The organism is Kitasatospora sp. NPDC058032 (genome assembly GCF_042885845.1).
Lineage (GTDB): Bacteria > Actinomycetota > Actinomycetes > Streptomycetales > Streptomycetaceae > Kitasatospora.
Map to the genome: position 1 here is coordinate 433,999 of NZ_JBHVRK010000004.1, position 13,775 is coordinate 447,773.

Sequence of the window (13,775 nt, forward strand, 5' to 3'; positions counted from 1 at the left end):
CGCGCCCGGCCCGGGCCGGCTGGGGTGGACGGGGTCAGAGCGTCCGGTCGCGTCCGGCGCCCCAGCCCGCGGCGGCGACCACGGCGGCCAGCACCAGCATCAGCGCCAGCGGGATGGTCCAGCCGCCGGTCAGCTGGTGCAGGGCGCCGGCGCCGACCGGGCCGGCCGCAGCGACCAGATAGCCGACCGCCTGCGACATGCCGCCCAGTTGGGCGGCGCCGGCGACGCTGTCGGTGCGCAGCACGATGAAGGCGAGTCCGAGGCCGAGCGAACCGCCCTGGGCGACGCCGAGGATGGTGGCCGACACCCAGGCGCCGGACACCGGGGCGATCAGCAGGACGGCGATGCCGAGGCCGTTGAGCGCGGCCATCGAGACGGCCAGCGCCCGCTGGCGGGTCATCCGGCCGGCGAACAGCGGCACCAGGAAGGCGCCCGCCACCTGCACCAGGTTGGAGAAGGCGAAGACCAGACCGGCCTCGCCGCGGTCCATCCCGTGGTCGGCCAGGATGGTCGGCATCCAGGCGACCAGGGTGTAGACCAGCAGCGACGAGATGCCCATGAACAGGCTGATCTGCCAGGCCAGCGGCGAGCGCCAGATGCCCTCGATCGGGCGGGAGGCGGCGGCCGACGCGACCGGCGCGGTGGTGCTCGCGGCAGCGGTCCCGGCGGCGGCCCGGGCCCGCAGCACCTGCGGCAGCCAGGCCACCGTGGCGATCAGCGCCAGCACCGACCAGGAACCGAGTGAGGCCTGCCAGCCGCCGCCCAGCGCGTGCTCCAGCGGCACCGAGAGGCCGGCCGCCATCGTCGCGCCGACCAGCATGGTGGTCGAGTAGACGCCGGTCATCGCCGCGGCCCGGCCCGGGAACTCACGCTTGACCAGGCCCGGCATCGAGACGTTCAGCACGGCGATCGCGACACCGATCACCACGCACCCGGCGTACAGCGCCACCACCGAGGGCAGCACCCGCAGCAGCACGCCCGCGCCGAGCACCAGCACCGCGCCCAGCACCACCCGCTCGGTGCCGAACCGCCGGGTCAGCCGCGGGGTGAGCGGGGCACCGACGCCCTGGAAGAGCACCGGCACGGTGGTGATCAGCCCGCTCGCGGTGGCGGAGAGCCCGAAGGTGTGCTGGATCTCGGCCACCATCGGCGACACCGCCGCCAGGCAGGCGCGCATGTTCAGGGCGACCAGCACGATGCCGGTCAGCAGCAGCGCGGGGTGCGCCAGCCGGCTGGGGACGGGGAGCGGGACGGTACCCGCGGAGGTGGTGGCAACCGGCTGCTGGGCACGGGTGACGGCCATGGGTGGTGCTGCTTTCGTGGAGTTCAAGGCGTGCGGGGGCACACCGGGTGAGCGGGGAACGGGGGCCTCGGCCCGTTCACTTCCGGGCGGCGATGGCGGCGAGGAGCTGCTCGACGGCGGCGGTCGGCTCGGCGAGCAGCGCGCGACACGCCCGCTCGGCCAGCTCCGGGTCGCCGCTCTCGATCGCGTCGACGAGGGCCTGATGGGTCGCCACGACCACCTCGGGCATCTCGTGGTCGCCGAACGCCGTCCGCATCGACTCGCGCACCGAGGCGCCGAAGTAGCGGTACACCTCGGTCAGCGCCGGGTTGTGCGCGGCCTCGACGACGGCGGTGTGGAACTCCAGGTCGTGCTCGACGGTCGCCTCGCGGCCGGCCCGCTCGGGGTGCGCCGCGATCACCTCGGCCTCGCGGGCCAGCGCGGCCCGCATCCGCCGGATGTCCTCGGGGGTGTGCCGCAGCGCCGCCAGCCGGGCGGCCTCGGTCTCCAGCGCGGCGCGGACCTCCAGGACGTCCCGCACCCCGGAGCGCTGCACGCCGCGCAGCACGGCGGCCGGGTCGCTGGTGGAGCGCACGAAGGTGCCCTCGCCCTGCCGGGAGACCAGCATGCCCGCGTGCACCAGGACCCGGATCGCCTCGCGGACGGTGTTGCGTCCGATGCCGAGGCGCTCGGCGAGCTCGTGCTCGGTCGGGATCCGCGAGCCGACCGGCCAGACGCCGGCGCTCAGCTGCTCCCGCAGCTGCTCGATCGCGGTGTCGACGAGGGAGCGCCGCCCGGCGGTCTGCAGCGTGTCCTGTCCGCTGTTGGCGCTGCTCATGGCGGGCTCTCCTCCCCGGGCGTGGGCCGGCTACGGCCTGGTCGTCGGTCATCCTACAACTGCTTGTCCGGTCATCCTACAACCGGCGGTGAACAGCGCGGGAACCGCTCGCGGCGGCCTGGCGTTCCTCCGGACGACCGGTGATCCGGTGACGACGGGCCCGGTCCGCACCCGTTCGGTTCCACACCCCTTTGATACGAGGAGATCGTCCGCATGGTGTTCAAGAAGCTGCTCGGTGCCCTGGGCGTCGGCGGTCCCGGCGTCGACACCGTCCTGAGCACGCCGGTCGTGCAGCCCGGCGGGACGATGGCCGGCACGGTCGAGCTGACCGGGGGGACGGTGGAGGCGGACATCCGGGGGATCACGCTGACCCTGGTCGCCCAGGTGGAGATCGAGCACGAGGACGGCGAGAGCACCGGCCTGTACCCGTTCGCCCGCTTCTCGGTGACCGCGCCGCTGAAGCTGGCGCCGGGCGAGAACCGCTCGATCCCGTTCGCCGTCCAGGTGCCGTGGGAGACGCCGGTCACCACCATCGCCGGGCAGCACCTGCACGGCATGCGGCTCGGGGTGCGCACCGAGGTCGACATCGCGGGCGCGCTGGACAAGGGCGACTCCGACCCGCTGGAGGTCGAGCCGCTGCCGGTGCAGCGCCGGATCCTGGACACCCTGCTCCAGCTGGGCTTCCGGTTCCGCTCGGCGGACCTGGAGGCCGGGCACATCCGCGGCACCGGGCAGACGCTGCCGTTCTACCAGGAGATCGAGTACTCCTCGGCACCGCAGTACGCCCACGCCTGCAACTCGCTGGAGGTCAGCTTCGTGACCACCCCGGGCAAGGTGGAGGTGGTGCTGGAGGCGGACCGGCGCGGCGGTCTGTTCGGCGGTGGCGGGGACGTGATCCGCACCCATGTGGTCGACCACGGCCAGGCCGACGAGGACCTCACCGGGCTGGTGGACGGCTGGATCCGCGCCGCGCTCTGAGGCCCCCGCGTGCTCCCGCCGCCGCCCCCGCTCCCGCCGTCAGCCGTAGGAGACGTTGCTGCAGATGTCGTCGTCGGCGGAGCGGGCCTGGCCGACCACTTCGGCGGGCAGCGGGGCCGGGACGCCGGACGGCGCGGCGGCGGCCGGAGCGGGCCCGCCGGACGTCGCGCCGGTGGCGTAGTCCAGACCGAGCCGCAGGCTGATCCCGGCTCCCGGTCCGGGGGCCACCGCGGCGCCCGGGAACAGTGCGGCGACCTTCTGCGCGTTGCTCCGCTGCCCGGCCCCGTACTCGACGGTGGTGGTCGCCGCCCGGGCGGTGCCGCGCGCGGTGGCCGTCCCGGCCACGGTGACCCGGGCCGCCCGGAGCGTGTCGGCGGCCCGGGCGGCCAGTCCGGGGGTGCCGGTGCCGTTCTGGACGGTGACCCGGATCGGCGCACCGTCGGCGCCGAGCGGCGGGGGCGGAGGGGGCGGTGGGGTCCTCGGGGCCGTGGGGGCCGTCGAGGAGGACGGTGGGGACGGTGGCGCGGCCGGTGACGGTGCGGGCGGCGTGTCGGCCGCGTCCGGCTGGTGGCCGGTGGCGTCCTGGCCGTCGATGGTCCGGTCGGCCTGCAGGGTCCGCCACAGGGTGTCGACCGCGGGGTGCACCAGGTCGATCCGCGCGCCGTTGTAACGCCAGGGCGTGGTCAGGAACTTGACCTCGTGCAGGTCGATGTCCCTGAGCGTCAGGGCGAAGTCCACCAGCTTGGCGGCCGAGTCGAGGCCCGGGTCGACGGTCATCGAGCTGGTCGCGGCGTCGGCCAGCGGCAGCAGCGTGCCGGGGTTCAGTCCCCTGCTCTTGATCCGGGCCAGCAGCGAGGCGAGGAACGCCTGCTGACGCTTCATCCGTCCGACGTCGGAGTCGTCGCCGATGCCGTGCCGGAGCCGGACGTAGTCCAGCGCCCGTTGCCCGGAGACCCGCTGGCGGCCCTTGGTGAGCACCACCTTGCCCTTGCGCCCCAGATTGGGGTTGATGTTCCCCTCGTGCACGGCGTTCGGCAGGCAGACGTCCACGCCGCCGACGGCGCCGGTCATCGCGGCGAAGCCGGCGAAGTTGACCTCGATGGTGTGGTCGATCCGGATGCCGGTGAGCTTCTCCACCGTGTTCTGCGTACAGGCCGGGTTGCCGGACTCGGAATTGCCCACCGAGAAGGCCGAGTTGAACATCTGCCCGGGCTGCTCCCGGGTCCAGGTGCCGTTCGGGAGCTTGCACCGGGGGACGGTCACCAGGGCGTCGCGCGGGATCGAGACGCCGACCGCGTGCCGGTGGTCGGCGTGGACGTGCAGCAGGATCGTGGTGTCGGAGCGGGCGCCGCTCTCATGGCCGCCGCCGAGGTCGCCGTTGCCTCCGGCGCGCGAGTCGGAGCCGATCAGCAGCACGTTGACGGGCCGGTGGCCGTGCGCGTCGGCGCTGGGTTCGGGCGGGCGGTCGGGGGCGATGGCGTCGGGGTCGAAGGACCGGAGGTTGCCGTTCAGCCGGTAGTACACCGCGGCGCCGGCGCCGGCCAGGGCGACCAGTATCCCGGCCAGTGACCAGGCGATCAGCCGCCGGGCGCCGCGCCGGCCGCACCGGGCCGCCTCCCGCCGACCGGCGCGGGTCTGTGCGGTGCGGGTTGGTGCGGCGTGAGTCTGGGTGGTGCGGGTCTGGGTGGTGCGGGTCGGTGCCATCCGGCCCTGCGCGACGCGGGTCTGCGCGGCGAGGGTCTGCCCGGTACGGCCCTGCGCGGCCCGGCGGGCCTCGGCCCGGCCGCCGGTGCGCGGCAGCGGGAACCGGCCGGGGGCCTCTTCGGGGGGGTCGGTCCGGACGCCGCCGCCGTCGGCGCGCCGCCGCCCAGCCGGATCCGGCGGGCCCTGGTCCCACTGGACTGACATGGCGCGCACCTCTCAGCGGCGGAAGCGGGCAACCCTGGGAGCATACAAACCCCTCCGGTGCCCGCCCGGCGGCCCGGGACGGCCGCACCCCCGCCGACCCGCGGCTTCGTCGCGGCGGCTCACCGCAGCATCACTCCAACGGCTGAACCGGCGGTGGCCGCAGCGAGGTTCACCCGTTCGGGTAGAGCCGCTCCAGTACGGCCGCGACGCCGTCCTCGTCATTGCTCAGGGTGACCTCGTCGGCGACCGCGAGCAGCTCCTGGTGAGCGTTGGCCATCGCCACGCCGTGCCGCGCCCAGCCGAACATCGGCACGTCGTTGGGCATGTCGCCGAAGGCGATGGTGTCGGCGGCCTTCACCCCGAGCCGGTGGGCGGCGACGGCCAGCCCGGTGGCCTTGGAGAGGCCGAGCGGCAGCAGCTCGACGACGCCGGCGCCGGCCATCACCACGCCGACCAGATCACCGGCCGCGTGGCGGGCGGCCTCGGCCAGGGCGTCGTCGGTCAGCTCGGGGTGCTGGATGTACAGCTTGCTGACCGGGGCACTGAGCAGTTCGTCCTTCGCGGTCCGGACCACCGGCAGCTCGGAGCCGATCTGCAGTTCGTAGCCGGGGCCGGCCAGTACGTCGCCGTCCAGGCCGTCCTGGCTGGCGGCGACCGCCAGCGGACCGGTCTCCTCCTCTATCCGCTGGATCGCGAGGGCGGCCACCCGGCGGTCCAGGGTGAGCGAGGTGAGCAGCCGGTGCTCGCCCGCGTCGTAGACCTGGGCGCCCTGGCCGCACACGGCTATGCCGCGGTAGCCGATCTCGTCGAAGACCGGGCGGGCCCAGGTGGCCGACCGGCCGGTGACGATGATGTGCAGCGCCCCGGCCGCGGTGGCGTCGGCCAGCGCCGCGCGGTTGCGTGCCGAGACGCCCTCCGTGCTGTTCAGCAGGGTGCCGTCGAGGTCGGTGGCGACCAGCTTGAAGGGCAGGCCGCCACCGTCCAGGGGGGAGACGGGGCTGGGGCTGGTGGTGCTCATGGGCCGTGTCTCCCGGGAGTTGCTTCGTTGCTGCGTCCGCGTCACCGCGGCTGCGGCCGGTGCCGGTTCCGGCACCGGCGGTCCTACTTGGCCGGCTCCAGGACGGCACGGCCACCGAGGTACGGGCGGAGCGCCTCGGGCACGACGACCGAGCCGTCGGCCTGCTGGTGGTTCTCCAGGATCGCCACGATGGTGCGCGGGACGGCGACCAGGGTGCCGTTCAGCGTGGCCAGCGGGCGCACCTTGCCCTCCTCGCGCATCCGGATGGCGAGGCGGCGCGACTGGTACTCGGTGGTGTTCGAGGTCGAGGTGACCTCGCGGTACTTGCCCTGGGTCGGGATCCAGGCCTCGATGTCGAACTTGCGCGCGGCCGAGGCGCCGAGGTCGCCGGAGGCGACGTCGATCACCCGGTAGGGCAGTTCGAGGGCGTTGAGGAAGTCCTTCTCCCACTGGAGCAGGCGGCGGTGCTCGTTCTCGGCGTCCTCGGGCGTGGTGAAGACGAACATCTCCACCTTCTCGAACTGGTGGACGCGGATGATGCCGCGGGTGTCCTTGCCGTAGGTGCCGGCCTCGCGGCGGAAGCAGGACGAGTAGCCGGCGTAGCGCAGCGGCAGCTTCTCGGCGTCGAGGATCTCGTCCATGTGGTAGGCCGCGAGCGGGACCTCGCTGGTGCCGACCAGGTAGCGGTCGTCACCCTCCAGGAAGTACACGTTCTCGGCGGCCTGGCCGAGGAAGCCGGTGCCGTCCATGGCAGCCGGGCGGACCAGGGCCGGGGTGATCATCGGGGTGAAGCCGGCGGCGGTGGCCTGGGCGATCGCCATGTTGACCAGGGCGAGCTCCAGCAGCGCGCCAACACCGGTCAGGTAGTACGACCGGGCACCGGCGACCTTGGCGCCGCGCTCGGTGTCGATCGCGCCGAGCAGCTGGCCCAGCTCGACGTGGTCGCGGGGCTCGAAGCCCTCGGCGGCGAAGTCGCGCGGGGTGCCGATCTCCTCCAGGGTGACGAAGTCCTCCTCGCCGCCGACCGGGGCGGCCGGGTCGATGAGGTTCGCCAGCGAGCGGAGCAGGCGCTCGGCCTCCTCCTTGGCCTCGGTCTGCTCGGCGTCGGCGGCCTTGACCTCGGCGGCCAGCTCCTTGGTGCGCTGGAGCAGGGCGGCCTTCTCCTCGCCCTGGGCCTTGGCGACGAGCTTGCCGAGGCCCTTCTGCTCGTTGCGCAGTTCGTCGAAGCGCGTGCCCGAGGACCGGCGACGCTCGTCGGCGGAGAGGAGGGCGTCGACCAGGTCGACGTCCTCGCCACGGACGCGCTGCGAGGCGCGCACTCGGTCAGGGTCCTCACGGAGCAGGCGAAGGTCAATCACGGGCCCAAGCCTACCGGGCGGGCGCCTGTCCACCGGTACCGGTTTTCCCCTGGGGATAACTCGCTCCAGCCTGTGGATAACCGCTGTGGGAAACCGTCCGGAGGTCGGTTATCCACAGGTTCGGGGTGGAGGCTGTGGATCGTGGGGCGGCGTCGGTGGACGAGGAAGCGACCCATGAAATTCAGGTTTCAAACCTGAATTGACCTTCCCGGGTGAGCGAATTAAAGCGCTCGGACGGGTGATTTGCTGGTACCCGGGTGACTCTGGTCCGATTAGTCATCTCTGCGACGCAAACCGATGATCCGACCGAAACGCGCAGTGGCTATACCGGTTTGTCGACTCATCCCCAGGCCTGTGGATAACTCGGACCTGTGGACAGTGCCCACCCCTGTGGACAAGCCCCGCACCGGGGCGGCCGCCCTGTGGACGGCCGCCCGGCGGGGTGGAAAACGGTTCGAAAAGGACACATGGCCGCCGAATGGCGCCCGGATGTCCGACGGACCCGGCCGGCCGGACTCGGCCGCACTCGGCCCGACTCGGCCCGACTCGACCGGACTCAGATGTCCCCGCGGCCGTCGAGGCAGCGCGAGAGCCAGTCCGAGGCCGCGCTGAAATCCGCGTCCGAGGTACCCGGCCGCTGGTGCTCCGGCGTCTGCTGGTCGGCGCGCGGATAGGAGCCGAGGAAGCGCACCTGCGGGCAGATCCGCTTGAGGCCCATCATCGCCTCGCCCACCCGGCGGTCGCTGAGGTGCCCCTCGCAGTCGATGAGGAAGCAGTAGTTGCCCAGCCCCTCCCCGGTCGGCCGGGACTCGATCCGCATCAGGTTGACCCCGCGCACCGCGAACTCCTGCAGCAGCTCCAGCAGCGCGCCCGGGTGGTCGTCCGGCAGCCAGACCACCATCGAGGTCTTGTCCGCCCCGGTCGGCGAGGAGACCCGCCCGGGCCGCCCCACCAGCACGAACCGGGTGGTCGCGCTCTGGGCGTCCACGATGTCCTTGACCAGCGGGTCGAGACCGTAGATCGGCGCCGCGAACTCGCCCGCGAACGCCCCGTCGTACCGCCCCTCGGCCACCAGCCGGGCGCCGTCCGCGTTGGAGGCGGCGGACTCCCAGTGCGCGTCCGGCAGGTTGGCGGCCAGCCAGCGGCGGACCTGCGCCTGGGCCACCGGGTGGCTGGTGACCGTCTTCACGTCGGACAGCGCGGTGCCCGGGCGGACCAGCAGCGCGAAGGTGATCGGCAGCAGCACCTCGCGGTAGATCATCAGCGGCGCGCCGGAGGCCAGTTCGTCGTTGGTCGCCGTGACGGCGCCCTCGACCGAGTTCTCGATCGGCACGAACGCGCCGGACGCCTCGCCGCCGCGCACCGCGTCCAGCACCAGCTGCACCGAGGACATCGGCACCAGCTCCCGGGTCGCCGCCTCCGGCAGGGTGCGCAGGGCCGCCTCGGTAAAGGTGCCCGCCGGCCCGAGGTACGTGTAGCGGGTTGCCGACATGACGCCTCCAAGGGGAACGGGACCTGTGGGGAACAACGGCGGACCGCCGAAAGGAGTCACCTTAGCCACTCCGCCGCCCTCCTGTGGTCGCGGTCCGCTCCGTGGGAGGAGGACGGACGATCCGTGGACAGCGGCCGGCCCGGGCACCGGGCCCGGTCAGTCGAGCAGGGTCTGTCCGACGTACCCGCCCTGCGGCGCGCCCGGCGGGACGGCGTACACGCCGCTCGCCTCGTGCCGCAGGAAGCGGGAGAGCCCGTCGCCCCGGGCCAGCTTGCGCTGCACGGGGGTGAACCCCTTGCGGGGGTCGGCCTGGAAGGCGAGGAACAGCAGTCCGGCGTCCGGCGAGCCGTCGGCCAGCAGCCCGTCGTGGTACGAGAACCCGCGCCGCAGCATGGCGGCCCCGCCGTTGGCGGCCGGCGCCGCGACCCGGATGTGGGCGTCCGAGGGGACGGCCAGCGACCCGTCCGGGGCCTGGGCGGCGAGGTCCACCGGCGTCCGCTCGCCCGCCCCGTCAGCCGCGCCGAGCGGGGCGCCGTCCGACTTGCGCCGCCCGATCACCCGCTCCTGGCGGTCCACCGGCAGCGCCTCCCAGTTGTCCAGCAGCATCCGGATCCGCCGGAACACCAGGAAGGAACCGCCCGTCAGCCAGGCCGGCTGCTCTCCCCCGGCGGCGACGAACACCTTGGCCGCGAAGCCGTCCTCGGTGGGCTGCGGGTTGTTGGTGCCGTCGATCTGGCCCATCAGGTTGCGCCCGGTCATCGGCGTGGCAGTGGCGCCGGGCGTCCGGGCGAAGCCGGACGCCTGCCAGCGCAGCGCCGCCGTGCCGGCCGCCTGACGCTGCAGCACCCGCAGCGCGTGCACGGCGACCAGCGCGTCGTCGGCGCCGATCTGTACGAACAGGTCGCCGTCGCCGCGCGCCGGGTCCAGCGCGTCGGCCGGGAAGGCCGGCAGCGGCTCCAGCCCGGCCGGGCGGTGGTCGGCCAGGCCGGCCTTGTCGAACAGGCCCGCGCCGAAGCCGAAGGTGACGGTGAGCGAGCAGGGGCCGGCGTCCAGGGCGACCTGGTTCTCGAACTCGTCGGCCGGCTCGCCCACGGCCATCCGGGCGGCCGTCCGGGACCAGCGCTGGAGCAGGCCGCGCAGGCCGTCCCGGCCGACCCCGCCGGCCAGGTCGAAGGCGGCCAGCTGGACCCGGGCCTGCTGGGGTTCGAGGATGCCGCCCTGGTGCTCGCCGTGGAACGCCACCCGGGCCGGCCCGAGGCCGCCGCCGGACGCTGTCGCCGGGCGGTGCGGGCCGGGCCGGTCCACGGCCACGGCTGTGCCGGCCCCGGCGCCCGCGCCGATCACCAGGCCCGCCCCGGCGGTGCCCAGCAGGGCCCGCCGGGTGAAGCCGGTGGCGGCGCCGTCGGATGTGCCGTCCTGCCCGGTGGTGCTGTCGGTGCCGGTCTCCGTGGCCATGAGCTGTCCCTATCCGATCTTCAGCTGCTTGATCTCCGTGGTCTGGTCGATGTCGGAGGATCTGATGACCACCGACACCACCCAGTTGCCGGCGAGCGGCAGCTGCGCCGTCCCGGTCCAGCGCCCGGTGCCCTCGGGGGTGAGCGGGACGGTGAGCGGGCCGAGGTCGCGGTCCGGCAGGGTGAAGGCGAGCTGCACCTCCGGCACCTCGACCGGCTGCCCGTCCGCGCCGTCCAGCTTCAGGTGCACCTCGTTCGAGCCGGTGCCCGCCGGGTTGAGGGTGACCGTCGCGGTGCCCTTGGCGTTGGGCGTGCGGCCCTTGGTGTCGTACGGGAGGGCGAGCTCCACCGTCCGGCCCGGCACGGTCTGCGGGGCGGGCGCCCCGCCGGTCGTGCCTCCGGCCGCGGTGCCGGCCGCCGGCGCGGTGCCGTTCGCGGCCCCGGCCGCGACCTCGCCCGCCACCCGCCCGGGCGGGGCGTTGGTGAGCAGGGTGGTGGCCACCAGGACGGCCACCGCGACGGCCGCCTCGACCAGCACCGAGCGGCGCAGTCCGGCCCGGGTCGGGGTGAGCCCGCGGTCCCGGTCGGCGTTCGCCCGGGCGGCCCGCTGCCGGGCCAGCTGGGCCCGCCGGACCGGGTCGTCGGAGTCCTCGTCGCCACCGTCCGGGGCACTGCTGCCGGTACCGCCGCCGACGCCGCCGGCCGCGACGGCGACCTCCGCCGGGGTGACCTCCGCGGCCTCCTCCGGGGCGGCCCGCAGCCGGGCCAGCCAGCTCCGGGACATCCAGGCGGCGCCGAGCATCGCGACCACGCAGCCGGTCTTCACCAGCAGCAGCCGCCCGTAGTCGGTGCCGGTCAGCGCGCTCCAGCTGCCGAGGCCGCGCCAGGACTGGTAGACGCCGGTGCCGGCCAGCACCAGGACGGCGCCGAAGGCGAGCTTCGAGAAGCGGTCGGCGACGTCCGCGCCGATGCCCTCGCGCAGCCCGACCAGCATCGCCGCGAGGCCGCCCAGCCAGAGCGCCATCGCGACCAGGTGCAGCATGCCGAGCGGCAGCGCGAGCCAGACCTGGATGCCCACCGAGGCGTGGTCGGCGCCGACCCAGGTCGCCGAGAGCGCGACGGCCAGCACCAGTCCGGCCACCCCGAGGCCCAGCCGGGCCTCGCGCTGCGGGCGTTCGGCGGCGCGCCGCTCCAGCTCCCGCAGTTCGGCCTCCTCGGCGTCCCCGGCCGCCGACCCGGCCCCGGTGGTCCCGGCGGTGCCGGTGGCCGGGACGGTCCGGCCGGTGGGCTGCCCGAGCTGGCCGACCAGCAGCGACAGGAACACCCCGCTCGCCGCGAGCAGCAGCAGCCGGGCGGCCAGCGCGGTGCCGATCCGCTCGTCCAGCGTGGCGCGGACCAGCGACAGGTCGAACGCCTTGCCGATCCCCGAGCCCCGCTCGTACGGGCCGCGCAGCATCAGCACCGTGACCGTGGACACCAGCAGCGCCACCCAGCCGCTCATCAGCAGCCGTTGCACCGGGCGCCGGGCCACCCCGGCCGGCCAGCAGAGCAGCACGAAGCCGGCCGCCCCGACGAGCAGCGCGAACGCCCCGTACGCGACGGCCCGGCCGGTGCCGTAGACCGCGGCGACCAGGCCGTCCGCCTCGGCGCCCTGCAGCGCGGTGGCGGAGACGGTGGTGGCCGACGGCGCGCCGACGGAGAAGGTGAACGCCCCGCCGATCGGGTGCGAGTCGTCCGACACGGCCCGCCAGGCGACGGTGTAGGTGCCGTTGGCGAGCCCGCTGCCGAGTGCGACCCGGGCGGTGTTGTCCTTGCCGTCGGCGTGCCCCGGGTTGCCCGCGTCCACGGCCTTGCCGGCCGGGTCGAGCACCCGCACCGAGTCCGAGGAGAGCGAGACGGCCTCGCTGAAGGTCAGGGTGACGGACTGCGGGGCGGCGGGCAGGACGGCGTTCTGCGCGGGGTCGGTGGATTGCAGGGTGGCGTGCGCGGCGGCGGGTCCGGCGCCGCCGAGCAGCAGCGCGAGGACGGCGGCGAGCACGCCGATCAGCCCGGCGATCCGCCGTCCCGTCAGTCCCGGTGCGATCAGCATCGTGCGGTGTCCCTTACTGCTGGCCGGGGCGGTAGGTGAGCTCCTTGACCGGCACCTTGACCGAGATGGTGCCGGTCCGGGCGAAGGTCAGGTCGAGTTCGAGCTCGTCGCCGAGGGCGGGGGCCTTCTGCCACCCCATGATCATCAGGTGCGTACCGCCGCGGGCGAGCTGCAGCGCGCCGTGCGCGGGGACGTCCAGCTTGTCGACCTGCTCCATGGTGGTGGACGTGGAGCGGTGCATGGTGACCGAGGAGGCGCCGGGGCTGGAGACCTCGACCAGCTCGTCGCCCTGGCCGCTGTCGTTGCGCACCGTCAGGTAACCGGCCGCCATGCCGCCGGCCGGCGGCAGCGGGATGTAGGGGTCGGCGACGCTCAGCCGGGCCGCCGCGCCACCGTATGCTCCGCCGCCGGCGGCGCCGTTCCCGCCGTCCGCCCCGCAGGCCACCAGGAACGCGCCGGCGCCCAGTGCCGTCGCCAGCGCCGCCCCGGCGAGTGCCGTCCGGCGGAAGCCGAGGGAGCCCTTCACGCGGCGACCCCCTTGGCGAGCAGCGGCAGGTCGTGCTCGTAGGTCTTCACCTCGGTGCCGCTCAGGTAGAGCAGGTGGGCCTTGTCGTCGGAGGGCAGGAAGGCCAGCACCTGGGCGCCGTGGGTGGAGGTGACGGTGCCGTCCGCGTTGATCACCGGGTCCTCGATCAGGATGCCGAGCGCCTTGGCGGCGGTCTTCACCTTCTCCAGGTCCCCGGTGAGGCCTATGAAGTCGCTGCCCATCGAGTCCAGCCAGCTGCGCAGCACCTGCGGGGTGTCGCGCTTCGGGTCGGTGGACACGAACACCACGTCGACCTTCTGCCGCTCCTCCGGGGAGAGCTTCTTCATCGCCACGCCGATGTCGCCCATGGTGGTCGGGCAGACGTCCGGGCAGCTGGTGTAGCCGAAGAACAGCAGGGTGGTCCGGCCCTTGGTCTGCTGGCGCAGGTCGTACGGCTGGCCGGAGGTGTCGGTCAGCTGGAGGTCCGGCTTCTCGAAGTTCTTGCCGAGCACGGTGCCCTCGTAGGGCGAGTCGGACTTCTGCTGGACGACCTTGGCGGGGGAGGCGGAACCGCCGGCGTCGGAGCCGCAGGCGGTCAGGGTGAGCGCGGCGGCCAGGGCGACGGCGGCGGCCCCGGCCAGGCGGGCGGAACGGGCGGAACGGGCGGAACGGGCGGAGCGGGGCATGGGAGAGGTCCGATCGTGTGCGGTGGATCACCGGTGGGGCCGCGCCCGGGCCGGGGGCGGCCCCACCTGAGCTGGGGTCAGGATGACGATCCGCCCCTGATGCGGCTCCTGCCATGGAAGCCCACGGCGGAGCCGCTCCACCCGAC

General features: G+C 74.3%; 11 protein-coding genes. 1 reads left to right on the forward strand and 10 read right to left on the reverse strand.

The genetic code is table 11. The annotated features are described in order from the left end of the window. Positions 1-34: 34 nt before the first annotated feature. Positions 35-1,303 (reverse strand): CynX/NimT family MFS transporter, encoded by a 1,269-nt coding sequence (locus ACFVUH_RS09805; RefSeq protein ID WP_387912246.1) that lies wholly within the window; start codon positions 1,301-1,303, stop codon positions 35-37. 76 nt (positions 1,304-1,379) lie between these two features. Next, positions 1,380-2,120: a FadR/GntR family transcriptional regulator gene (locus ACFVUH_RS09810; protein WP_355362276.1), complete on the reverse strand. Its 741-nt coding sequence runs from the start codon at positions 2,118-2,120 to the stop codon at positions 1,380-1,382. Between the two features lie 213 nt (positions 2,121-2,333). Here ACFVUH_RS09810 and ACFVUH_RS09815 point away from each other — a divergent pair, with 213 nt between their 5' ends. After that, positions 2,334-3,098, forward strand: a complete 765-nt coding sequence (locus tag ACFVUH_RS09815; protein WP_387912248.1) for a sporulation protein — start codon at positions 2,334-2,336, stop codon at positions 3,096-3,098. Between the two features lie 39 nt (positions 3,099-3,137). Here ACFVUH_RS09815 and ACFVUH_RS09820 read toward each other — a convergent pair whose 3' ends face one another. The 8 genes from ACFVUH_RS09820 to ACFVUH_RS09855 form a co-directional block, all read right to left on the reverse strand. Next, positions 3,138-5,006, reverse strand: coding sequence for an LCP family protein (locus tag ACFVUH_RS09820; RefSeq protein WP_387912250.1), 1,869 nt, complete (start codon positions 5,004-5,006; stop codon positions 3,138-3,140). Positions 5,007-5,175: 169 nt separating this feature from the next. Then, entirely contained in the window at positions 5,176-6,024 is an 849-nt protein-coding gene (locus tag ACFVUH_RS09825; RefSeq protein WP_355362270.1) for an HAD family hydrolase, read from the reverse strand. 83 nt (positions 6,025-6,107) lie between these two features. Further along, the gene (gene serS / locus ACFVUH_RS09830; RefSeq protein WP_355362268.1) at positions 6,108-7,382 is read right to left on the reverse strand and encodes a serine--tRNA ligase; all 1,275 of its coding nucleotides are present in this window, start codon (positions 7,380-7,382) and stop codon (positions 6,108-6,110) included. 556 nt (positions 7,383-7,938) lie between these two features. Continuing rightward, on the reverse strand, positions 7,939-8,874 hold the full coding sequence (gene pheA, locus ACFVUH_RS09835) for a prephenate dehydratase (protein ID WP_387912252.1): 936 nt from the start codon (positions 8,872-8,874) through the stop codon (positions 7,939-7,941). 156 nt (positions 8,875-9,030) lie between these two features. Continuing rightward, complete coding sequence (efeB, locus tag ACFVUH_RS09840; RefSeq protein ID WP_387912253.1) at positions 9,031-10,329, reverse strand: iron uptake transporter deferrochelatase/peroxidase subunit; 1,299 nt, start codon at positions 10,327-10,329, stop codon at positions 9,031-9,033. A 9-nt stretch (positions 10,330-10,338) separates the two neighbouring features. Then, positions 10,339-12,417, reverse strand: a complete 2,079-nt coding sequence (locus ACFVUH_RS09845) for a FixH family protein (protein ID WP_387912255.1) — start codon at positions 12,415-12,417, stop codon at positions 10,339-10,341. 13 nt (positions 12,418-12,430) lie between these two features. Further along, positions 12,431-12,943, reverse strand: a complete 513-nt coding sequence (locus tag ACFVUH_RS09850) for a copper chaperone PCu(A)C (protein ID WP_387912256.1) — start codon at positions 12,941-12,943, stop codon at positions 12,431-12,433. Continuing rightward, a complete protein-coding gene (locus ACFVUH_RS09855) occupies positions 12,940-13,629 on the reverse strand; it encodes an SCO family protein (protein WP_387912257.1) in 690 nt (229 codons plus the stop codon). Before ACFVUH_RS09855 ends, ACFVUH_RS09850 begins: the two co-directional genes overlap by 4 nt. Positions 13,630-13,775 lie beyond the last annotated feature (146 nt).